19 protein-coding genes and 4 pseudogenes are annotated in these 22,311 nt (G+C 69.6%); 15 read left to right on the forward strand and 8 right to left on the reverse strand.

Annotation, left to right across the window (positions count from 1 at the left end; translation table 11 throughout):
• Window positions 1-101 precede the first annotated feature (101 nt).
• A complete protein-coding gene (locus tag DEP02_RS23340; RefSeq protein WP_112469655.1) occupies window positions 102-503 on the forward strand; it encodes a hypothetical protein in 402 nt (133 codons plus the stop codon).
• Window positions 504-816: 313 nt separating this feature from the next.
• Here the strand turns inward: DEP02_RS23340 and DEP02_RS23345 are convergent, their stop codons facing one another.
• Window positions 817-1,374, reverse strand: a complete 558-nt coding sequence (locus DEP02_RS23345; protein ID WP_112469656.1) for a flavoprotein — start codon at window positions 1,372-1,374, stop codon at window positions 817-819.
• A pseudogene (locus DEP02_RS23350) lies at window positions 1,371-2,024 on the reverse strand (heavy metal transporter CzcB); the annotation flags it as partial. The gene DEP02_RS23345 and the pseudogene DEP02_RS23350, both read right to left, overlap by 4 nt.
• On the opposite strand from DEP02_RS23350, the pseudogene DEP02_RS23355 reads away from it, so the two are divergent.
• The 4 genes and pseudogenes from DEP02_RS23355 to DEP02_RS23370 form a co-directional block, all read left to right on the forward strand.
• A pseudogene (locus DEP02_RS23355) lies at window positions 2,022-2,858 on the forward strand (IS256 family transposase); the annotation flags it as partial. The pseudogenes DEP02_RS23350 and DEP02_RS23355 sit on opposite strands and share 3 nt — an antisense overlap.
• 30 nt (window positions 2,859-2,888) lie before the next feature.
• Window positions 2,889-3,689 carry an alpha/beta fold hydrolase gene (locus tag DEP02_RS23360; protein WP_112469657.1) on the forward strand — a complete coding sequence of 267 codons (801 nt, stop codon included), beginning with the start codon at window positions 2,889-2,891 and terminating at the stop codon, window positions 3,687-3,689.
• A 511-nt stretch (window positions 3,690-4,200) separates the two neighbouring features.
• Window positions 4,201-4,449 carry a DUF7660 family protein gene (locus DEP02_RS23365; RefSeq protein WP_112469658.1) on the forward strand — a complete coding sequence of 83 codons (249 nt, stop codon included), beginning with the start codon at window positions 4,201-4,203 and terminating at the stop codon, window positions 4,447-4,449.
• Window positions 4,450-4,683: 234 nt separating this feature from the next.
• Complete coding sequence (locus DEP02_RS23370; protein WP_112469659.1) at window positions 4,684-5,550, forward strand: tetratricopeptide repeat protein; 867 nt, start codon at window positions 4,684-4,686, stop codon at window positions 5,548-5,550.
• 292 nt (window positions 5,551-5,842) lie between these two features.
• Here the strand turns inward: DEP02_RS23370 and DEP02_RS23375 are convergent, their stop codons facing one another.
• Both DEP02_RS23375 and DEP02_RS23380 read right to left on the reverse strand, forming a co-directional pair.
• Window positions 5,843-6,418 (reverse strand): VapC50 family PIN domain-containing toxin, encoded by a 576-nt coding sequence (locus DEP02_RS23375; RefSeq protein WP_198668553.1) that lies wholly within the window; start codon window positions 6,416-6,418, stop codon window positions 5,843-5,845.
• Window positions 6,419-6,460: 42 nt separating this feature from the next.
• A complete protein-coding gene (locus DEP02_RS23380) occupies window positions 6,461-6,907 on the reverse strand; it encodes a helix-turn-helix domain-containing protein (RefSeq protein WP_112469660.1) in 447 nt (148 codons plus the stop codon).
• Window positions 6,908-7,369: 462 nt separating this feature from the next.
• Here DEP02_RS23380 and istA point away from each other — a divergent pair, with 462 nt between their 5' ends.
• The 5 genes and pseudogenes from istA to DEP02_RS23405 all read left to right on the forward strand — a co-directional run.
• Window positions 7,370-8,629: an IS21 family transposase gene (gene istA / locus DEP02_RS23385; protein ID WP_112469661.1), complete on the forward strand. Its 1,260-nt coding sequence runs from the start codon at window positions 7,370-7,372 to the stop codon at window positions 8,627-8,629.
• Entirely contained in the window at window positions 8,629-9,477 is an 849-nt protein-coding gene (istB, locus tag DEP02_RS23390) for an IS21-like element helper ATPase IstB (RefSeq protein WP_232839248.1), read from the forward strand. The genes istA and istB overlap by 1 nt, the downstream gene beginning before the upstream one ends.
• 246 nt (window positions 9,478-9,723) lie before the next feature.
• On the forward strand, window positions 9,724-9,963 hold the full coding sequence (locus tag DEP02_RS23395) for a hypothetical protein (RefSeq protein ID WP_112469662.1): 240 nt from the start codon (window positions 9,724-9,726) through the stop codon (window positions 9,961-9,963).
• Window positions 9,964-10,255: 292 nt separating this feature from the next.
• The gene (locus DEP02_RS23400; RefSeq protein ID WP_112469663.1) at window positions 10,256-11,881 is read left to right on the forward strand and encodes an ISAzo13 family transposase; all 1,626 of its coding nucleotides are present in this window, start codon (window positions 10,256-10,258) and stop codon (window positions 11,879-11,881) included.
• A gap of 994 nt (window positions 11,882-12,875) precedes the next feature.
• Window positions 12,876-13,610: pseudogene (locus DEP02_RS23405) on the forward strand (phosphorothioated DNA-binding restriction endonuclease); the annotation flags it as partial.
• Between the two features lie 65 nt (window positions 13,611-13,675).
• On the opposite strand, the gene DEP02_RS23410 reads toward DEP02_RS23405, so the two are convergent.
• Entirely contained in the window at window positions 13,676-14,644 is a 969-nt protein-coding gene (locus DEP02_RS23410) for a LysR family transcriptional regulator (protein WP_198668554.1), read from the reverse strand.
• Window positions 14,645-15,211: 567 nt separating this feature from the next.
• Here DEP02_RS23410 and DEP02_RS23415 point away from each other — a divergent pair.
• The 3 genes from DEP02_RS23415 (at window position 15,212) to DEP02_RS35575 (ending at window position 18,010) form a co-directional block, all read left to right on the forward strand.
• On the forward strand, window positions 15,212-16,141 hold the full coding sequence (locus DEP02_RS23415; RefSeq protein WP_112469665.1) for a serine hydrolase: 930 nt from the start codon (window positions 15,212-15,214) through the stop codon (window positions 16,139-16,141).
• Between the two features lie 83 nt (window positions 16,142-16,224).
• A complete protein-coding gene (locus tag DEP02_RS23420; RefSeq protein ID WP_112469666.1) occupies window positions 16,225-17,247 on the forward strand; it encodes an MBL fold metallo-hydrolase in 1,023 nt (340 codons plus the stop codon).
• Window positions 17,248-17,749: 502 nt separating this feature from the next.
• Complete coding sequence (locus DEP02_RS35575; RefSeq protein WP_332871994.1) at window positions 17,750-18,010, forward strand: TetR/AcrR family transcriptional regulator C-terminal domain-containing protein; 261 nt, start codon at window positions 17,750-17,752, stop codon at window positions 18,008-18,010.
• Between the two features lie 201 nt (window positions 18,011-18,211).
• On the opposite strand, the pseudogene DEP02_RS23430 reads toward DEP02_RS35575, so the two are convergent.
• Window positions 18,212-18,784, reverse strand: a pseudogene (locus DEP02_RS23430) (flavodoxin family protein); the annotation flags it as partial.
• A gap of 139 nt (window positions 18,785-18,923) precedes the next feature.
• Here DEP02_RS23430 and DEP02_RS23435 point away from each other — a divergent pair.
• Window positions 18,924-19,925 carry an NAD-dependent epimerase/dehydratase family protein gene (locus DEP02_RS23435; RefSeq protein ID WP_112469667.1) on the forward strand — a complete coding sequence of 334 codons (1,002 nt, stop codon included), beginning with the start codon at window positions 18,924-18,926 and terminating at the stop codon, window positions 19,923-19,925.
• Window positions 19,926-19,956: 31 nt separating this feature from the next.
• On the opposite strand, the gene DEP02_RS23440 is transcribed toward DEP02_RS23435, so the two are convergent.
• Both DEP02_RS23440 and DEP02_RS23445 read right to left on the reverse strand, forming a co-directional pair.
• Entirely contained in the window at window positions 19,957-21,069 is a 1,113-nt protein-coding gene (locus DEP02_RS23440) for a sensor histidine kinase (RefSeq protein ID WP_112469668.1), read from the reverse strand.
• A 2-nt stretch (window positions 21,070-21,071) separates the two neighbouring features.
• Window positions 21,072-21,806, reverse strand: coding sequence for a response regulator transcription factor (locus tag DEP02_RS23445; protein ID WP_112469669.1), 735 nt, complete (start codon window positions 21,804-21,806; stop codon window positions 21,072-21,074).
• Between the two features lie 122 nt (window positions 21,807-21,928).
• Here DEP02_RS23445 and DEP02_RS23450 point away from each other — a divergent pair.
• Window positions 21,929-22,311: glycosyltransferase family 2 protein (locus DEP02_RS23450; protein WP_269809375.1), on the forward strand; the 383-nt coding region annotated here is incomplete at its 3' end.

Here is a 22,311-nt window from a genome sequence, read left to right on the forward strand (position 1 = left end):
GGCCGGCCCGGGAGGGGTTTCCTCCCGGGCCGGCCCTTCGTCGTGTCCGGGGTCGTGCCACGTCGGCTTCGCTGTCAGTCCTGGCCTGTACGGTCCCGCCCATGGCTGAAAGACCGACTACGAGCTGGCGCCACGGCATAGCGGAGGAAGCCGCGGAGATCGCCGCTGGCACCCTGGACCCCGAGTGCGCCTGCATGGCTGGGCTGTTCCCCGAGAAACTACTCACGGCGACCGATGCAGTCCTCGACACCTTCGAGGACCAGCTTGCCGGACTTGACGATGCCGCCGACGAGCAGGTCTTTGCTGTGGTGGAGCGCGTCGTCCTGGCCCTCAACGCGGTGGACGAAGCCCACAACGGAAACGCCTTCGAAACCGACGAGCGCGAGGAGCTGTGCGACTACATCGACCAGTCGCTCACCGAGCACGGTGTCGACGTCGTCGCACTGACCGCCCGCCACGGACTGGGCCGCTACCAGCTCACGGACAAGTGGCGGAAGTGGTAGGGACGCGCACCCTGCTGGGCGTCGTACTACCGCCGCACCACAAACGCACCAGATCGAGCGGGGAACAGCGGGGAACCACGGTGAAAGCTGTCGGACGCGAAGAGGCCGCACCGAAGCCGTTCACCCAGGTCAGCGCTGGCACCAGCCGCGAATGATCGCAGCTTCCCAAGCTGAGAGCGCGAGTTCGATTCTCGTCACCCGCTCCACGAAGAAGGCCCAGGTCAGAGACCCGGGCCTTTTTGCTGTGCGCGGTGATCACTCGTCGCGTGCCAGAAGTGCGCCAGATACGCACCACTTCACTCGGTGGGCCGCATCATGCCGCCCACCGGCCGAGCCGTGGCTCCAGAAGGTCCAGAGCCTCCTCCCACCGGAAGCGGTCCGCCCCGCCGTCGGCCTTCGGCCTGTGGGGCTCGTAGGTGCCGATCATGACGTTCATCTCACGCAGCCTTTCCAGACTCCGCGCGTAGGCGGGGTGGTCCGCCTGGGCGGCGTTCAGATAGGGCAGAACGGCGGTGGGGATGCCCATGCCGTACGCCTCGCACAGGATGCCCAGAGCGAGGGTGTCGGAGATGCCGGCGGCCCACTTGTTGATCGTGTTGAAAGTGGCAGGGGCGACGGCGATGGCGTCGGCGGGTGGCAGGGGGCGTGCCTCACCGGGCGTGCGCCAGGCGGAGCGGACCGGGTAGCCAGTCCGCTTCTGGACGGCCTTGACGTCAAGGAAGGCCAGTCCCTGCGGAGTGGCGATGACGCCGACGTCCCAGTCCCGTTGCTGCGCGGCTGTGATCAGCTTGCCGGCATCGGCGGCGATGCCGCACGCGCAGACGACAACGTACAAGAAGGGTTTCTTCCCTTTGGCTGTTGGATCGGTCACGCGGGTACTCCCAGTCGGCGACTGAACTGGTGCAGTTCGGGCAGGGTACGGCGGCGGTCGCGAGCCGCCATGTCCGCGACCAGATCGCGGACGGAGGGACGGCGGACGTCCTGTGCGGCGCACGTCTCGGCGAGGCGCAGGGCCCGGTAGCCGTCGGCGAGGCGTCCCTGCTGGCTGTGCGCCCGGGCCACCTCCAGCCACAACGCGGCCCGGCGTTCCGGAACGGGGATGCGGCGGCGTATGAGCGGGTGGGCCGCTTGAAGAGCGAGGCCGGCGTCGCCCAAGGCCACCAGTGCACTGACTTCGTGGAGGGCCACATTGGTGGAGTCGAAGTTGGCCCAGGCGTCGGGTCGGTCGAGGGAGACGTACCGTGCCACCTCCTTCGCCTCGGAGAGGAACTCCTCCGTGGCGGCACGGTCACCCCCACCGCTGGCCGCGGTCACGCCGCGCAGGAGCAGCAGTCCGACAGCCGCGAGGTACTCCGGGGAGCGGCGGTCGTAGGAGCCGGTGAGCTGGTCGGCGGTGTGACGCACGAGTGCGACGGCCTGGGCGGGGTGCTTCTCACGGGCGAGGACGTGGACCTGTACGCGGACGCTCGAGGCGAGGATCAGCGGGTCGCCGGAGCGTTCGGCCTCGGCCATCGCTCGGCCGGGTTCTCGCCGGCAACCGTCACCCGGCTCACGCAGCAGTGGCAGGCCGACCACGCCGCCTTCATGGACCGCGACCTCGCCGAGGTCGACTACGTGTACATGTGGGCCGACGGCATCCACCTCAACGTCCGCCTGGAGGAGGCCAAAGCCTGCGTCCCGGTGCTCATCGGGGTGCGCGCCGACGGGTCCAAGGAGCTGGTCGCGCTCAAGGACGGCTACCGCGAGTCGAGCGAGTCGTGGGCCGACCTGATGCGGGGCTGCGCCCGCCGGGGCATGCGCGCCCCGGTCCTCGCGGTCGGGGACGGCGCCCTGGGCTTTTGGAAGGCCCTCACGGAGGTGTTCCCCAGCACCCGCGAGCAGAGGTGCTGGGTTCACAAAACCGCAAATGTGCTCGACTCCCTGCCGAAGTCCGCGCAGCCGGGAGCGAAGAAGGCCATCCAGGACATCCACAGCGCCGAGGACAAGCAGCACGCCGAGGCGGCGCTCAAAACGTTCGTGCAGCTCTACGGGGCGAAGTTCCCCAAGGCCGTCAAGAAGATCACCGACGACCAGACCGAGCTGCTGGCGTTTTACGACTTCCCGGCCGAACACTGGATCCACCTGCGGACCACGAACCCCATCGAGTCCACGTTCGCCACGGTCCGGCTGCGGACCAAGGTCACCCGCGGCGCCGGCTCCCGCACCGCCGCCCTGGCGATGGTCTTCAAGCTGGTCGAGTCCGCCCAGGCCCGGTGGCGGGCGGTGAATGCGCCCCACCTCGTCGCCCTCGTCCGGGCCGGAGCCCGCTTCGAACGCGGCCGGCTCGTCGAACGGCCCGAGGCGGTTGCGGCATGATCGAGGCCAGTCGATTATCTGGGGGCCGACGTGGCATGGTCCGAACACGTGGTGGTGCGAGACGGCGTCCGGCTTGCCTGCCGGGACTGGGGCGGGCCGGGACAGCCCATCGTGCTGCTGCACGGCCTGGCCGGTCACGCGGGTGAATGGGACGTGCTGGCCGGGCGCCTGAGCTCCCGGTATCGGGTCGTCGCGGTCGACCAGCGCGGGCACGGCGCCAGCGAGCGCCACCCGCGGGACGTCTCCCGGACCGCCTACGTCGCCGACGTCATCGCCGTTGTCGATCAGCTGGCGCTGCGGCGGCCCGTCCTGGTCGGCCAGTCGCTGGGCGGGCACACCGCCATGCTCACCGCCGCCGCACATCCCGGGCTCGTCCGCGCGCTCGTGCTCGTCGAGGCCGGCCCCGGCGGCCCGAACCCGAACGGCCCCGCGGACATCGGCGGATGGCTCGACTCATGGCCGACACCGTTCCCCTCACGCGAAGCGGCAGCCGCGTTCCTCGGCGGCGGACCGGTCGGCGCAGGCTGGGCGGCCGGACTGGAGGAACGCGAGGACGGATGGTGGCCCCGCTTCGACCGGGACGTGATGGTCCGCTCGCTGGCGGAGAACGCCCGGCGTTCCTTCCGGCACGAGTGGGAGCAGGTCGCGTGCCCCACCCTGGTCGTCCTGGCCCAATCCAGCTTCATCCCCGCGCAGGAAGCCGACGAGATGCTCCGGCAGCGCCCCGCCACCATGGCCATGAGCATCCCCGGCACCGGCCACGACCTGCACCTGGAACAGCCCGAGATCCTGCGCACCGCGCTCGCGGACTTCCTCGAGGGCCTCGCCTGAAACTCCTGCGCGGTCACAACGACACCAAAGTCAGACCCCACTCATAGCCACCGATCCACAGGTCTTGACAATTACTCGGTGGCAACCGGCAGCCACGTCTGGCACCCATGCTGGCGGTGGCGCGTAGCTGCGCCGGAGCGAGATCGAACTTCTAAGGCGGTGATCAATCTGCTCTGCTGTACAGCAGCGAAGCACAGCAATCACCGGAACCACAGCCGGTCGTCACCAACCGCAGGCACACGGGCGACCAGCCCGGCAGACCTCAACAGCCGCCCCGCCCGTAGTTCGTATCGAGGGGCGCACCGCGACACCCCCGCTCGGGCCGTCTCTGGGCCGTGCGGGGATGCTCAACGATGACAGATGACGACAGTCGGCGACGGCTCTTCCCCTGCTCAGAGACGGTGCTTTGGGTACCGGCGCAGGTGCCGATCAGTGAAGCAGAGTTGAGGAAGACCAGAGCTGGCTGATCTGGCGAACCCACGGCAGTTGGCGCGCAACTAGGGTGCCGCCTATGACCGCATCTCCCGAGCACGTCGACAGCAGAGCAGATCTGGCCGCCTTCGTTCGTGCACTCCACCGCAGCCACGCCGAGGAAGGCAGCTCCTGGGAGAACGAGGACCTCGCAAGTTTCCTGGAGGCCCTGGCAGCGTGGATCGAGGATGCGGACGGCTGGTACCGCAACGCCGGCCGCGAGTTGCCCGCCGACGGCGACTGGAGCTTCTTCGCACGAGCCTTGCGAGCGGCAACCCTCTACGAGTAGCCGGGGCGCGATGTCTCGGCTGCGTGTCTATCTGCGTGACAACGCCGACGCACAGCGGCGAACAACCGCGGACGTCTGCGGACCGTCGCAGCAGGTGAGATGCGCACCAGCTCCAGGTCGAACGCCCAGCAAAGTTCCTTCGGGACGAAGAGGTCACCGTTTCGACACCCCCTTCCAGGACTCCTTTAGTCGTCGTGCGAAACTCCCTCCCTGGTCATAGGGAGGGGCAGGGGCGTGGAGAAGTCCGAGGCGAAGCAGTTGCTGGAACGGGCTCGCGAGATGTGGGATGCGGAGGAGTGGCTGCGTTCCGCCGAGCTGTACGAGCAGGTCCTTGCTCACTATCCGGACGAGGGCCCCAGCGCGGCGTGGTGGTACGACGCAGCACTGGCGTACAAATTTCTGCGTAACTGGGCAAAGGCCCACGAACTCGGCCGTGAGGCTGCCGCCCGCTCGCCGCGCGGCGAGCAGGACCCGGCGTTCTGGAACCTGGGGGTCGCTGCCACCATCCAGCGTGACTGGGCGACCGCCCGTGACGCTTGGGAGGGCTTCGGGATCCCGATGCCGGAGGGCGAGGGGGAGATCAACGGCGCCTTCGGCCCGGCGTGCGTACGGCTGGACACGGGTGGCGAGCGCGAGGTGGTCTGGATCCAGCGGCTCTGCCCGACGCGAGGACGCGTGATGAACGTTCCTGCCACGAAAGGCCGTCGCTTCGGCGAGATCGTCGTGCACGATGGGGAGCCGACCGGCGAGCGGACGTACAACGGCCAGAGCGTCGCTGTCTTCGACGAATTGCTGCTCTTCGAGGCCTCTTCGCTGCCGACGCTGCATGCGACCGTAAACGCAGCGGATGCATCCGACGTCGACGCCCTGGTGGCTTCATTCTTCGCGCATGACTTCGGCGCCGAGCCGGCAAGCAGCTTCCACATGCTGTGCGCATGCTGCAGCGAGGGCCGGGTCGACTGGGATGAGGCCGACGTGCCGACACACGGCGGCTCACAGACTGTCTGGCTGGCCGCCCCTGAGACCGAGGCCCGGCAGCTACTGGATACGTGGGCGGCGGGCGGCGAACGCAGCTGGAACGGACTGGAGCTGTTTGGTTGAGCCTCCGGGGAAGTGAGCGCTGTTCGAGGCGAAGGACCCGTGCCATTCACGTGCCAGATCCTGTGGGGAACCACGGGGAACAGCGGGAAGTCGCCCCAGGCGCGACCAGGACTCCGACACCGCTGCGCCGCAGGTCAGCTCAGCAGCCGTCGCCAAAGAACCCAAGCTTCCCAAGCTGAGAGCGCGAGTTCGATTCCCGTCACCCGCCCCAAGCGAAACCCCCAGGCCAGAGGCCCGGGGGTTCTTTGTTGTCCAGACCGAATCAGGCGCCCTGCGACGCCCTCGCACCACATCACGTCATTCGACGCCCGAGGTGGCGCGTCAGAAGGTCAGCAAAGTCGGGCAGACCAGCCTTCGCGAGTCGGGCGGTGGCGTCGGTAATCGTGACTGGCGGGTTGCGCTTCTCTCCGGCGAGTCTGACCACCGTCTCCACCACCTCATGCGGAAACTCACGACAGAGCCCGCACAGGTAAGAATCCGGCTCGATCACCCGCACTCCACGCGCAGCCAACTCACCGGCAGGGAAGTCGGCAAGGTTCCACGTGATCAACGCGTCGGCCCCGGCGGCCACGGCTGCCGCCGCATGGTGCCGGTCGTCAGGGTCATTGCCCGGCATCTCGTCCACAAGGTGCCCGTAGGCCGCCGCCTTGATCTCACAGTCGGCGAAGAAACGTCGGACGGCTTGCGCAACCGCGGCAGCCGACTCCGCCGAACGCCGCCCCTCCCGGACGATGACCCGCTCCCACTCCGCGAGCAGCCGTTCGGACCACACAATCTCGTGGATGAAGTCTTCAGTGAGGGCCAGCATCACGTCCATCACCGAGAACGGAAATAAGACGTTGGTGTCCACAAAGACCCGCGCTGCCACACTCCCCCTCTTCTCCTTGACGGCTACCAGCGACGCCCACGATCAGGGCAGATCGACGCCCTCCAAGGCATCAGCGATCTGACGCCGTCCCTCCCTGCGGCGCTCACGCCGCTGCTGGAACGCCAGCACGTCCGCAAGGCGGACCACACGGTGACTGCTGCCGGGCAGGTTCGTCGAGGGGATGTCGCCGGCATCGAGCAAGCGGACGACGAACGGCCGAGACAAGCCAAGAAGCTCAGCGGCCTCAGTGGGCGACAACTGTGCCTCGGACGCCAGGACCGTAACCGCATGCCCGCGGGCCAACTCACCGGCCGAGGCCAGGAGTATGCGGACCAGCTCCCCCGGTAGAGCCAGTTCCCGGCCGTCCGGGGTACGCACCAACAGCTCGACCGACTCTGGCGCCATCCGAGCAGTCTCGGCGAACGCGCCCTGGTGCGAAGGATCCGGTTCGACCTTCTCAGCGCGGGCAAGAACGCTGGAACGAGCCATGACTGCCTCCCATCATTGCCCCGACGAGGAACGCATCTGCAATAACTGTAACCGGGTGGACCAGTACGGGCAACCGTCGAGAAGCCGAGCCCTCGGCCCTGCACAGGAGCGGCTTGGCCTCTTTTCGTCTCCGCTGCCACCGGTCCGACAAGGCCCTCGGTTCGGGTCCATGAGCTCGGCATGCCGAGCTCATGGACCCAGGGCCGGACTTCCTGCCGAGGCGCACCACCACCGATCTGAGCTTCCCCCGCTGAGTGGAGCGCCCCACGCCTCCGGGCCAGCGGCGTGCCTTTAACGTGCCCATAACACCGGTAAACCACGGTCAACAGCGGTGCTGTCCCGTGCTCCGGAACGCTTCTCGACGACGGCCGAACGCTGACCCTCTGACGACGGATCAAAAGTGACCCACTTGGTGATCTTCCTTTGAGTCTGGCCTTGGTGATCAAGGTCAGGAGGGAAGAGGTGATCTGTGTGGAGGACTGGGCGGAGAACCGTAGGCTGCACCGGGCCGAGCAGATGCCGATCCGGGCGATTGCCAGGCACCTGGGGATCTCGAAGAACACGGTGAAGCGGGCGCTGGCGAGTGATCGGCCGCCGAAGTACGAGCGGGCGCCGAAGGGCTCGGTCGTGGACGCGGTCGAGGTGCAGATCCGTGAGCTTCTTCGGGAGACGCCGACGATGCCCGCCACGGTGATCGCGGAGCGGATCGGCTGGCAGCGTGGGATGACGATCCTGAAGGAGCGGGTGCGGGAGCTCAGACCGGCGTACTTGCCGGCCGATCCTGTCTCGCGGACTACGTATCAGCCGGGCGAGCTGGCTCAGTGCGACCTGTGGTTTCCGGACGTGGACGTCCCGCTGGGCTATGGGCAGACCGGCCGGCCGCCGGTGCTGGTGCTCGTCTCCGGCTACTCGCGGGTGATCATCGCGAGGATGCTGCCGTCGAAGACCACCGGGGACCTGATCGACGGGCACTGGCGGCTGCTGTCCGCCTGGGGCGCCGTCCCCAGGATGCTGGTCTGGGACAACGAGACCGGTGTCGGCCGCGGCAGGCTGACATCCGAGTTCGCCGCCTTCGCCGGGCTGCTGGCCACGAAGATCTACTTGTGTCGGCCGAGGGATCCGGAGGCGAAGGGCCTGGTGGAACGGGCCAACGGCTATCTGGCCACCAGCTTCCTGCCCGGACGGCACTTTGGCGGCCCGGACGACTTCAACCGCCAGCTCACAGCCTGGCTGGCCGTCGCCAACCGGCGCGTCCACCGCACCCTCGGCACCCGTCCAGTCGACCGGTGGGAGGCCGACAAGGCCGGCATGCTCACGCTGCCGCCGGTCGACCCGCCGGCCTGGTGGCGGTTTGCCACCCGGATCGGCCGCGACCACTACGTCCGCGTCGACACATGCGACTACTCGGTGCACCCGCGGGCGATCGGAAGGACGGTCACCGTCCGCGCCGACACCGAAGAGATCACCGTCACCACGGCCGGCGGCGATGTGGTCGCCCGGCATGCCCGCTGCTGGGCCCGGCACCAGACCCTCACCGACGCCGATCACGCCGCCTCGGCCGCCGTCCTGCGGGGCAAGGCTCGCAACCGGCAGGACCCTCGGCTGGCCGCCACCGGCACCGACACCCGGCCGGCTCTGGTCGAGGTCGAACAGCGCGAGCTGGGCTCCTATGACCGGCTGTTCACCGTCATCGACGGCGGCAACGACCAGGAGGAGGGCTGATGGCCACCCGCACCGCCACCCCGGGGGCTCCCGGCACCGACGAGGGTGACAAGGCGGTGTCCGCCGCCCGCCGCACCAGCAAGCAGACCGACGCCGACCTGGCCTTCTACTCCCGGGCGATGAAGGCCCCGGCCCTGCTGGACGCCGCCGAACGGCTCGCCGAGCGGGCCCGCAAGGAGTCCTGGACCCACACCGAATACCTTGTCGCCTGCCTCCAGCGCGAGGTGGCCGCCCGCGAGTCGCACGGCGGCGAGGCCAGGGTGCGGGCCGCGAAGTTCCCCGCGATCAAGACGCTCGAGGAACTCGACGTCACCCACCTGCGCGGCCTGACACGACAACAACTCGCCCACCTGGGAACCTTGGACTTCATCGTCGGCAAGGAGAACGTCGTCTTCCTCGGCCCGCCGGGCACCGGCAAGACCCACCTGGCCATCGGGCTCGCGATCCGGGCCTGCCAGGCTGGACACCGTGTCGCCTTCGCCACCGCCGCCGAATGGGTCGACCGCCTGGCCGCCGCCCACCACACCGGGCGCCTCCAGGCCGAACTCACCAAGCTCGGACGCTACCCGCTGATCGTGGTCGACGAGGTGGGATACATCCCCTTCGAGGCCGAGGCCGCGAACCTGTTCTTCCAGCTGATCTCGAACCGATATGAACGGGCCTCGGTGATCGTGACCAGCAACAAGCCCTTCGGACGCTGGGGAGAGACCTTCGGCGACGAGACCGTGGCCGCCGCCATGATCGACCGGCTAGTCCACCACGCCGAGGTCCACTCCCTCAAGGGCGACTCCTACCGCATGCGAGGACGCGAACTCGGACGCGTCCCCACCACCAACGACAACGACTGAACAACCCGCACGGAAGACCCAAAGGGTCAGATTTCGACCGCCCAAAGTGGGTCAGGATTCAGCCGCCGTCGACAACAAGCCTGCCTGATTCGCGGGTCAGCGTAAGGGGCCATGATCACTCGTGCCAAAGCAGCTCCCGGCCAAAGTCGCTACGCCGACCGCGTGGGCGGGTGCTGGCGTCGTTCCATGGTCACGACAGCTGTCGGGGTATACCCATGCGGCCTGATCGCACCCATCATGAGCGGCATGCAGAGTGTCCAGGTGGGTGCAAGAACCGGCAAGACACGGGGATCGCTTGGTAGGTTCTCGGTCTTCCTCTTCGTGTGGGGGAGCTTTGACGCGGGGATTTACCTCGCCGGGTTGATCATGGATGGTGACCGCTGGGTCCCGATGCTTGAGTCCGCTTTTGCCCTGCTGTTCCTAAGCTGGATTGCTGGAGCCGTGCACCTTCTCCGTATCAGGAAGGCAGAGAGGCAGAACAGGTAGGGGTCCCCGGCCCCGGCGCCTGTGCGGTGCAGCAGCGATTTGCGGCTGACGGAGTCGTGGGCTGGGTGCTGGTGATCACCTTTCTGTTGTTGCAGTGAGAGCCTCCGCGTCGGCGGCGATGTGTCAAGCGACCCACCGATGTCTGACATCAACGGCTGACACCAACAGCGACGGACGGAGCCGGACGAAAGCGGCCCCGAGCGACCACCGCACCGCCGCCAAACTGGGCCTTCCCTAAGGGCTTGCAGATCATCAAGGTGTTGCTTCCCGTTCTGGAGCTCGTTGGTGTGGTATGCGCATCCCGGACGAGGCTCAAGCCCAGCTCACTGTGAAGTTCGCGGCGTTGTTCCCGCATCTGGACGAGCGGCAGCGGCGGCTGATGATGGGAGCGGAGGCTCGGGTGCTGGGGCATGGCGGGGTCCGGGCCGTCGTGCGGGCCGCCGCGGTGAGTGAGACGACGGTCCGCAGGGGCGTGTTGGAGTTGGAGGCCGGCGAGGAGCCGTTGGGCCGGGTGCGGCGACCGGGCGGGGGCCGCAAGCGAGTCGCGGATCTCGATCCGGGGCTGCGGCCCGCGCTGCTGGCGCTGGTCGAGCCGGACGAGCGGGGTGATCCGATGTCGCCGCTGCGGTGGACGGTGAAGTCGACCCGCACCCTCGCGCAGGAGCTGGCCCGGGCCGGGCACAAAGTCAGTGCGGACACCGTCGCCGACTTGTTGCGGGAGGAGGGCTTCAGTCTGCAGGCGAACGCCAAGACGCTGGAGGGCCGCCGGCACGCGGACCGCGACGCCCAGTTCCGCTATCTCAACGAACAGGCGCGCGTGCACCGGGACGCCGGGCAGCCGGTCATCAGCGTGGACACCAAGAAGAAGGAACTCGTCGGCGAGTTCAAGAACAGCGGCCGGCAGTGGCGGCCGGCCGGTGATCCGGCGCCGGTGAACGTCCACGACTTCGCCGGCCCCAAGCTGGGCAAGGCCATCCCCTACGGGGTCTACGACGTCACAGCGAACACCGGCTGGGTCAACGTCGGCACCGATCACGACACGGCCGCATTCGCGGTGGAATCGATCCGCCGCTGGTGGTCCGGCCAGGGACAAGCCGCCTACCCGCAAGCGACACGGCTGCTGATCACCGCCGATGCGGGCGGCTCCAACGGCTACCGGACCCGGGCCTGGAAGCTCGAACTCGCCCGCCTCGCCGCCGAAACGGGGCTGACGATCACCGTCTGTCACCTGCCTCCGGGCACGTCGAAGTGGAACAAGATCGAGCACCGGCTGTTCTCGCACATCACCATGAACTGGCGCGGACGCCCGCTGACCAGCCACGAAGTCATCGTCCAATCCATCGCCGCCACCACGACCCGCACGGGCCTGCGCGTCATGGCCGAGCTGGACACCAACACCTACCCGACCGGAGTCGCCGTCGATGACGCGGAGATGGCGGCCCTGCCACTGACCCGCCACCTCTTCCACGGCGAATGGAACTATGCCCTGCACCCCCGGCCATGCCCGGCCACTGCGATGGCCCGGCCCCCGCAGCCGCCGGCGGCAAAGTGGGACCAGAGCCTGCTCTCCGATCCCGCCCTGACCGGAATGACCCGACAGCAACTCAACGAGCTGACCGAGTCTTTGTCCGACGGCGACGTCAAGCGTGGCCGCCCTCCCCGGCTCGACTTCCCCGACCAGATCCTGGCGGCCGTGCTCCACCTGCGAGTCTCCCTGGCCGCAGAACCCCTCGCCGTGCTGTTCGACAGCAGCCGGACCGCCATGCACCGCACCCTGCTGAAGATCAGAAGATTGCTCAAGGCACACGGCGTCGTCATCCCGCCGGCGGTCAGCCCGCCCGCCGTCCTCGCCGCCCTCCAAGCCCGCGTCCGTGCCCAGAGCGACGCCCCCAACAAGATCAAGACGACGTGTTATTGATCTGCAAGCCCTTAGAGCGGTGATGGGCACGCCGCCGTACCAAACATTGCGGCAGGCGCAGGCGGCGGATGCTACCCATCATGCCGCGTTGTTTACCGCACGCTGGGATGTGGGGAGCTGTGTGGTACCAGCATTGCGGCTCGTACCGCGGGGGGAATCTTGAAATGCCAATGCACGGCTAATCACGGCGCCCGTAAGGGGCATATTTGTACGCATACGGCCACACATGCCATGGTCAACAAGTGGTGGTGCTTGACATGCTTGCGAGCCGTCAGGCCAAAGGCGCCGCCTGAAGAGGTCCGCCAGTCCGCAAAGCCGGTGAAGCGTGGAAGGCGACGGGTGCCGGTTGGGAAGCCGCCGGTGTCCTCAGTTGGCACCCTGTGGGCCCACGACGTCACGTCGAAAGCGTCGAAGAAGCCTCGCCGCCGCAAGAAGCGCCAGGCATGAGCACTGCAGGGAGGCCCTGTCGGTAGCGGTCTACGAGGCACTGCACAGCTTGGCCGGGGCCGTCTCTGGGCCGTCCGAGGTCGCTCAACAGTGGCCAATGACGACCACCAGGCGCACGGGCCTACCGGCTCTGAGCAGCGAAAATGCAGGTCATCAAGATCCCCGGCAAGACCCAGGGCAACCGGAAGACCACTCCGGAAGGGGTGTGCCGCCAAGCCGGTCGTCCGGCCACGATCTCTTGCGCCCACATGGTGCCGGACGCTAGCAGCCGGGCATCCCGGACGGGGGAGGGAGTACGGGAAGGGAGTGTGATCAGCTGATCACCTCCTGGACGCGGCAGCTCTGCACCACTACCGCACCAGATCGAGCGGGGAACAGCGGGGAATCACGGTGAAAGCCGCCCTGCCCGACGACGCTACGCCCAGGCCGTTCGCCCAGGTCAGCGCCCGAACAGGCCGCAAATGATCGCAGCTTCCCAAGCTGAGAGCGCGAGTTCGACTCTCGTCACCCGCTCCGGAGAGAAACCCCAGGTCAGGGACCTGCAGCGGCTCTGACCGAGTACGGCCCGCCCAACAGGACGACACCCGCCTACCCGTTCCACCACCTGGTCAGCGACAGTGTGTGGGAGGTGCGTACCGACCGCGGGCCCGGCAGTCCGGGCAGCGGGCTGCGGAACCTCCGGGAATCGGGTGCCACCGGGCAGCTCGCACCGGAACTCGGAAACGCTCTGCGGCGCGAACCGCAACTGCTGCACCGGATGGCGCGATCGCTGCTCGACCTGCACTTCCCTCCCTCGCTCCACAGCGAGCTGTGCGAAGCCGTCGGCCTGGACCTGGAGTCCGAGGAGACCGGCCGGCTCTCTGCCATCCGGAGGAAGCGGGACCGGCGGATGCGCGAGCTGGTGCTGACCGCTTACGAGTACCGGTGCGCCTTCTGCGGCTATGACGGCCGGATCGGTGCGGTGCCGGTCGGGCTGGAGGCCGCGCACGTGCGGTGGTGGGCGTTCGGCGGCCCCGACGACGTCGACAACGGTCTGTGCCTGTGCGCACTGCACCACAAGCTCTTCGACAAGGGCGTCCTCGGAGTCGACGAGCACCACCGCATCCTGGTCTCGCAGCGCTTCGTCGGCCACAGTCCCGCTGCCCGCGAGCACGTCACAGCACTCGCCGGCCGTCCGCTCGTCGGCCCGCAGCCGGGCGCACGCCCTGTCGCGGTCGGCCACCGCGCATGGCACACCCGCCAGGTCTTCCGTGGCGATCCGCGCCCTGCCGTGCCGGCCTGACGGATCCACTACCGCACCTGGCTCACCCTCTGGACGTCGGTGCCTCGTGCGACGCAGCAGCACACCTAGCCGTAGACCACCGACCACGGGCGGGGGGAATCGTCCGGGAGGCGTGGGACGCCCTCGCGTCTCGGGGTTGCCGTGTGATCGCGGGCCAGGACGTCGGCCGCGAGTTCCGCAAAGCGGCGGGCGGCCGGGTGGGCTCCGCGCCCGACGGGCCAGGCGCCGCTGATGCGCAGGGTGAGGGGGCGGTCGGCCAGTGGCCGCCAGGCGACGCGGGGCTCCTTGCGGGCCACCGGCCCCTGGTCGAAGGCGACTCCGTGACCCGCCGTCACGAGGGCGAGCAGGAACTCGGGGTTGGACGCATGCCGGAGGCGGCCGGGTACGAAGCCTTCGGTGCGGCACACGTCGAGGATCCGGTCGTACCAGCCGGGTGCGTGTGCCCGTGGGAAGAGCACCAGGTCGTGGCCCGAGAGCTCACCGAGCGTCACCTCCGGCAGCCGGGCCAGCGGCGAGGTACGAGGCAGGACGACGCCCAGGTCCAGTGAAACCTCGGGGCCGAGCCGCAGTTCGGTGGCGTCGACGGGGTGGTGCACGAGCCCGACGTCCAGTCCGCCGGAGGAGAGCAGCCGAACCTGCTCCTCGGTGGTGACCTCCTGCAGGTCGACGGAGAGCCCCGGAGCGTGCTCCGCGCAGGCGGTCAGCAGTGCGGACAGCACGGCGGCCGTGGTGTCGGGCGGTACGCCCGCGCGGAGTGTGCCGAGGCCGCCATCGGTGGCACGGCGGGCCAGCGCGCGCAGCCTCTCCTCCCGGGCGAGGAGTTCGTGGGCCTCCTCCAGCAATGCCGCCCCGGAGGCGCTCAACCGGACGCCGCGCTGCGAACGGTCGAACAGCTCCGCACCGAGCTCCTTCTCCAGTCGGCGTATCGCCTGGCTGAGCGGCGGCTGCGCCATGCCCAGCCGCTCGGCGGCCCGGCTGAAGTGCAGCTCGTCGGCCACGGTGACGAAAAGACGCAGGTGGCGCAAGAGATCCACAGTCAGGATCGTACGTGAGGCCGCTGTGAGGGGACTCCGTAAAAAGGTGACAGGTGGAGGGATCACCGGTAGGTGATCGACGGGATCCTGCACCGGGTGCGCCGGGGCGGACAACGGCAGGGCCTTCCCCATCGGCGCAGGCCGGGGAAGACCGTGTACGAAAAGCCACCGGCTGTGGTCGGCCGACGGCACCCGGGAGCGTCCGCTGGAGCAGCCCCGGTCATCCGGCTCCGGTCGTGAGGAGTGCCGACGGTCCGGGAGGGGCACTCCGAGCAGGGCGTCGACTCCCTCCCGGGGGATGGATCCACCCGGTGAACAGCTCGATCGTCCCGCTCACCGCCCCAGCCGGACTCAAGGCGGTGAACACCTCCGTCAGCACGTACCGCACCCCACCTCCCGGCAAGCGTCGTCGCACGGGAGAAAGTCAGGGGCAGGAGCCTGCCGGCAGGAACCTCATCCGCCGTACTCGTCGATCACCGGGAACCCCGTGATCGTCCGGACAACACCTGGCTGGCCGGGCCGACCACAATCCAATGATCAGAACGAATCGAGGGCAAGGGGTAATCAGTGATCGAGGAACGGATCCGGCAGGTCTTCGCCGGTGCGGGCGTCGAAGGACAGCTGCACGTCCTCCCCATCCACGTGCGTGCGGGGGCCGTTGGGGAGGTCGGCGCGGAGCCGGGTGCCCGTGAAGTCGCCGTGGGCGCCGACACCCCCGTCGTGATCGCCTCGATCTTCAAGGTGCTGCTGGCGCTGGAGTTCGCCCGGCAGGTTGTCGCCGGCCAGCTCGACCCGCGGGAGCGGGTGCGGGTGACCGCGGCCGACCGGCTCGGCGGCTGGGGCACCGCCGGCTGTCTGGACGACGTCGAACTGTCACTGCGCGACCTGGCCCACTTCGCGATGTCGGTCAGCGACAACACGGCGGCCGACCTGTTGCTGGCCCGCGTCGGCCTGGACACCGTACGACTGCTCGCGGAGGAACTCGGGCTGGAACGGACCCGGATCGTGGGCGGCCCGCGGGACCTGCTGGAGTCGATGCTCGCGGAGGTCGGGGCCCGCGACGAGCGCGAGTTCGCCGTCCGCTACCCCGCCCTGCCGGACGACCGCAAGAGACGGCTGGCCGTACTGGACCCCCGCCACACCACGGCGAGCACACCCCGCGAAATCACCCGGTTGCTCCAGCTCATCTGGAGCGATGCCGCCGGTCCGCCGGAAGCCTGCGCGTTCGTAAGGGACTTGATGGGGCGCCAAGTATTCCGGCACCGTCTGGTGTCGGGCTTCCCGGACGACGTCACGGTCGCGGCCAAGACCGGAACCCTGCCGGGGCTGCACATGGAGGCGGGTGTCGCCCGCTACCCCGACGGCGCGCACTACGCGATCGCCGTCTTCGTCCGCACCCACGACCTGGCCGCCTCCCGCCCCACGGTGGACGCCGCGATAGGCAGAGCCGCAGGGATCGCGGTCGGCTTCCTCCGGGAAAACGGCGACGACCGGTGACCAGGCCACATATGCGTTCGCATATCACTCGAGCCGAATTCTGGTCTTGGACAAGGGAGTTCACGCTCTGATCTCCTGACGCCATGACCCAGGACACACATGTCACGGACAGGTCGGACGCACCCTCCAACCGCGGACTCGACCGTCGTACGGTGCTGCGCGGTGCCGCGCTCGGCGCGGCCTCCCCGCTGATCCCGGCCACGGCCGCCACCGCCTCGGCCGGAAACAGTGGTCGGGGCCGTGGCCCAGCCGCCGGTTCGGCGTCGTTCCGCTGGCTCGGCACCGCCGGCTGGCGTATCGACGTGGGCGACCGGACCGTACTCTTCGATCCGTATCTCACCCGCTTCCCCACAGGTCTGTTCGACGGCGCCTTCGACCCGCGGACCCCTCTGCGGACCCGGCCGGAGATCGTGGACGCGCACATCGGCCGCCCCGAACTCGTCCTGGTCAGCCACTCCCACTGGGACCACCTCGCCGACGTACCTCACATCGCCAGGACCACCGGCGCCCGCGTGGTCGGTACCGAGACCACGTACCACCTGCTGGTCGCCCTGGGGGTCGACGCGGGACAGATCTCCGTGGTGAAGGGCGGCGAGGTGCTGGACTTCGGGGGGATCACCGTCGAGGTCGTGCCGAGCCTGCACAGCCGCAACAAGAAGTTCTCCTACTTCGCCCCGGGCACGCTGAACGCCCCGCCCGCGACGGTCCCGAGCACCATCGCGGACCTGCCGGAGGGCGACACGCTCGCCTTCCAGGTGACCGCCGGGGCCGGCGGCCCGTCGGCGTTCCTCATGGGGGCCAGTGACTTCTCCGAGCGGGCAGTGCGTGGCCTGCGCCCCGACCTCGCGATGATCGCCGTGCCCTCCAGCACGGTCACTCCTCGCTACGTGCCCCGACTGCTGCGTGCGCTGGACACCCCCGGCGTCGTCGTACCCGTCCACTGGGACAACTTCGAAGTGCCTCTGAGCAGTTCACCCGTGCGGGACCCGGCAATGGATCTGGACGCGTTCCTCGTCCAGATCCAGAAGGCGTCCCCGGCGACGCGAGTCGTTCTCCCGGACTACCGGACCGTGTACGACGGCGACATGCACCCCGCAGGGGAATAGCAGGCCAGTACGCCATGCATGCGTACAGTTGCAACGACACCGCTCAGCCAGCCTGCGAGTCGAGATGCTCCCAGCACGGTGGAGGCCACACCGGCACCGTGCTCCTCGACCTCGCGGCGCCGTGCCCACAGCGTGCCCGTAAGAGCGGACAACCACGGTCAACAGCGGTGCGATCCGGCCCGAGCGACCGCACCAAAAAGAGACGTGGGGCAGGTCAGGACCACTGAACCCCTGGAAGCGCCGTCGCTTCCCAAGCTGAGAGCGCGAGTTCGATTCTCGTCACCCGCTCCAGATTGAAGCCCTAGGTCAGCGGCCTGGGGCTTTTGCTTTGCCGGAGATTCTCCACCAGTCTCCAGCGCCGGATCCCGGCGCGTCATGGCGCGAGCAGGTCGAGGTCCTGGTGCGGCGCCTGCGCGACACCGTGGGCGCCCATCCGGAGGTCGTCCCCCTCACCATCGCTCACCGGCACCACTCCCTTGGGGTACTGCGCTGAGCGGAGACCGTGCTCGCAGTCCTCACCGAGGCAGGTGTCGAGGGCGAGCGGCGGGTCGTCGCTCTGCGCGGCCTGCTCAGTTACGCCATCGGAGCGATCCAGCTGGAACACCTCGGGGCCCTGTCCGGTCCGGGGACGACAGCCATCACCGAGCTGTCGCCCGCCGAGTTCCCGCACATGACCGAGACCGCCCGGGACGCCCGGAACGTCGGTGCCGACCAGGAGTTCCCGGGAGGACTCGCCATACTGCTCGACGGCCTCGGCGTGTGAGACGGTCGATCCCGCACCTTCTCCGGACCGATACCTGTCGACGACCGCGCCTGGCGGGTGCGGATGCCCTCATCCAGCGCGGACAGCACGCGGAGGCAGACCAGTAAGCCCGGGCCGAGCACCGGCTGTTGCGAGGAAGCACGAGAGTCGATCCCCTGACAGGGGCGCACTTCACCAGAAGGGCTGTGCGCTCGCGAAGGCTCCCCGAGCCTGCCCTCCGAACCAGCCGGCGTCCGCCTGGGGCGGGATCGTGTAGCCGAGGTGCTGGAGGCTGTGGAGGACGTTCATGGCGCAGTGCTTCACGCCGTCCTCGTCGCTGGTGATCAGTCAGCCGCCGACGTGGCCGTAGTAGGCGTACCGACCCTGGAGGTTGAGCAGCGAGGAGCAGGCGTGGAGACGCTCGACGACCTGCTTGGTGACGGAGCTGTTGTCGCCCAGCCGGATCGGGCCGGCGAGCACGAGGATGTCGGCGGCCATTCCCTTCTCGTACAGCCCGGGCCAGGCGTCGGTGGCGAAGCCGTGCTCGGTCATGTCCGGGTGGACGCCGGGTGCGATGTCGTGGTCCACGGCGCGGATCAGGTCCGTGGTCACGCCGACGGCGTCCATGATGGCCCGGTTCTTGTCGACCAGGCCCTGGGTGTGACTGAGCTGTGGGGACGGTTTGAGGGTGCAGTTGACGTGGAGGGCGGTCAGGTCGTCGTAGCGGTACGGGCTGTCGGCGGAGGGTTCGGCGGAGGGTTCGGTGGAGGGTTCGGTGGAGGGTGAGGCTGTCATGGGGGGGCAGCCTCTCGCGCGGTTTCCGGTTCGTCCTGGTTCGACGCACCCGCGCAGGTCTCCCCCGCATGCCTTACGGAGTCATGACGTACGGGCGCGGTCCCGTGGTGCGGCGCCGGTGCGGACCTAGCGTGGCCGTATGCGCGTACTGGTCACCGGCGGTGCCGGGTTCATCGGGTCCCATGTCGTCGCCGCGCTCCGGGAGCGCGGACACGAGCCGCTCGTGTTCGACGTGCGGGAGGATCCCGGCGCCGACGTGCGGGACCCCGCGGCCGTCGGCCGCGCCCTGTCCGGTGTGGACGCCGTGTGCCACCAGGCCGCGATGGTCGGGCTCGGCGACGGAGTCGCCGACGCGGCGGAGTACGTCTCGCGCAACGACCTGGGCACCGCCGTGCTGCTCGCCGCCATGGCGGAGGCCGGTGTCAGGCGCCTCGTGCTGGCCGGGTCGATGGTCGTCTACGGGGAGGGGCGGTACGAGTGCCCGCGGCACGGGGTCGTACGGCCCGGGCCGCGGGCCGTCGCCGACCTCGACGCGGGCCGGTTCGAGCCCGCCTGCCCGGTGTGCGGGGACACCCTCTCCCCCGGCCCGGTCGGCGAGGACGCCCCGGCCGATCCCCGGAACGTGTACGCGGCGACCAAGCTCGCCCAGGAGCACCTGGCCGCCGCCTGGGCCCGCTGCACCGGCGGGTCGGCGGTGTCGCTGCGCTACCACAACGTGTACGGGCCCGGAATGCCGCGCGACACCCCGTACGCCGGTGTCGCCTCCTTCTTCCGCTCGGCGCTCGCCCGGGGCGAGGCACCGCGCGTGTTCGAGGACGGGCGGCAGCTGAGGGACTTCGTGCACGTCCGGGACGTGGCGGCGGCCAACGCGGTGGCGCTGGCGGCGGAGGCCGCCCGGGGCGTGCTCACGGCGTACAACACCGGCAGCGGTGAACCGCGCACCGTCGGCGAGACGGCGCGGGCGCTGGCCGCCGCGTACGGCGGGCCCGAGCCGGTCGTCACCGGCGAGTACCGGCTCGGGGACGTACGGCACATCACCGCGGACTCGTCGCGGCTGCGGGCCGGGCTGGGATGGAAGCCGGAGGTCGGTTTCGAGGAGGGCATGGCGGAGTTCGCGCGGGCCGGGATGCGGGGGACGTAGGACCGCGGTGGTCCGGTGGTGCTGTCCGCGTTCAGGAAGCGGCGGCGGGCAGCACCACCTCGAAGCGGCAGCCGCCGGGAGTGTTGCGTACGGTGGCCCGGCCCTGGTGCGCCTCCACGATCCCCCGGACGATGGCGAGGCCCAGACCCGCGCCGGCCGGGGGAGTCCGGGCGTGCGTGCCGCGCCAGCCGGTGTCGAAGACACGCGGCAGGTCATCCTCGGGGATGCCGCCGCAGCCGTCCGTCACCGACAGCACCACGCCCTCGGGGGAACGCTCCGCGGCGACCGCGACCGTGCCGTCGGCCGGGGTCCGGCGGATGGCGTTGACCAGCAGATTGCCCAGCACCCGACTCATCTCCCTGCCGTCCACCTCCACCGGTACCGGCTCGATGCGGTCGCCCACCAGCCGCACCCCGTGCTCCCGGGCGAACGGGTCGGCTCCCGCCAGCGCGTCACCGACCAGGTCGTACAGGGAGATCCGGGTGGGGGCCAGGGGGAGCGTGCCGGCGTGGATGCGGGAGAGCTGGAAGAGGTCGCCGACCATGTCGTCGAGGCGCTCGACCTCGGTGCGCATCTGCTTCAGGTAGCGGTCGGGGTCGGCGGCGACGCCGTCCTCCAGGGCCTCCGACATGGCGCGCAGGCCGGCCAGCGGGGTGCGCAGGTCGTGCGAGATCCAGGCGACGAGTTCACGCCGGGAGGTCTCCAGTGCGCGTTCCCGCTCCCGGGATTGGGCGAGTCTGGCGCTGGTGGCCGTCAACTCGCGGCTCAAGGAATCCAGTTCGGCGGTCGTCGGGCCGTCGGGGGCGGCGAAGTCGGCGCCGTCGCCGAAGGAGCGTGCGGCCACGGCGAGTTCGCGGCTGCGGGCGACGACCCAGCGGCCCAGCAGCAGCGCGGTGGCCAGGGAGACGACGGCCGCCATGGCGACGACGGTCGTGACGACGGTCAGGTCGTGCGGCGACAGGAACATCGCCCGGGCGACGGCGAGCGTGCCCGCGAGCATCGCGACGACCCCGACCGCCGCGACCACGGCGAGCGAGGCGGTCAGCGAGCGGCGCCGGGTCAGGCGCAGTACGCCCGCTCCGGCCAGGCCCGTGGCGGCGGCACCGGCGAAGGCGTAAAGGACGATGAGGAGGGTGTCACGCACGGTCAGTCCTCCTCGCCGGCGGGGTCGAAACGGTAGCCCACGCCCCACACGGTCTGAATCAGGCGGGGCCGGGCCGGGTCGTCCTCCACCTTGCCGCGCAGGCGGCGGACGTGGACCGTGACGGTCGACAGGTCGCCGAAGTCCCAGCCCCACACCTCGCGCATCAGGTCCTCGCGGCCGAAGGCCCGCCCCGGATGGCGCAGGAAGAAGGAGAGCAGGTCGAACTCCCGGAGGGTGAGCGCGAGTTCGGTGCCGTTCTTGGTGGCCCGGCGGGCCGCCGGGTCGACGGTCAGACCAGCCGCCCCCAGTCGGTGTCCGGTGGCGGCGGGCCTGCTGCGGCGCAGCACCGACTCCACGCGCAGCACCAGCTCACGGGGGCTGAAGGGCTTGGTGACGTAGTCGTCGGCGCCGACCTCCAAGCCCAGGATGCGGTCGTCCTCGTCACCGCGGGCGGTGAGCATGATGACCGGCACGGGGCCGTGACCGCGCATACGCCGGCACACCTCCAGGCCGTCCATGCCGGGCAGCATCAGGTCGAGCACGACCAGGTCCGGCCGGTGCGCGGTGGCACGGGTGAGGGCCGTCGGGCCGTCGTCGGCTCGGTCGACGACGTAACCGGCGCGGTCCAGATACCCGGCGACGACCTCGGCGACGGTCGGATCGTCGTCGACGACCAGGATCCGGGGGGACCCGTCGGCGGCCCGCGCCCCCAGGGGCTCGTACGGCTGCTGCTGCATGCCTCCAGCCTGGCACCGCGCCGTCGCCGGTGCGCGCCCGGACACCGCCCCGGCCTTGGACGTCCGCGTTTCGTAAGGAGCGGAAGTCCGGTATGCCCGATTCGCGTTCGTAGGGTGAGACCGTGACGACGACTCCTTCGGACGTCGACGTGGTGCTGCCCTGCCTGAACGAGGCCGAGGCCCTTCCCTGGGTGCTCGAACGGATCCCGCCGGGCTGGCGCGCGCTCGTCGTCGACAACGGTTCCACCGACGGCTCGGCCGAGGTCGCCCGCGCGTGCGGCGCGACCGTCGTGCACGAGCCGCGCCGGGGCTTCGGCGCCGCCTGCCACGCCGGGCTGACCGCCGCCACCGCCGACGTGGTGTGCTTCTGCGACGGCGACGCCTCCCTCGACCCGTCGCTCCTCGTCCCCTTCGTCCGTGAAGTCCGGGTCCGGCTCGCCGCGCTGGACGACGAGGGCGAGTTGCGTGACGTCCTCGCCGACTCCTGGCGCCAGGCGGCCCCGCC

This window comes from Streptomyces triticisoli (genome assembly GCF_003270085.1).
GTDB classification, from domain to species: domain Bacteria; phylum Actinomycetota; class Actinomycetes; order Streptomycetales; family Streptomycetaceae; genus Streptomyces; species Streptomyces triticisoli.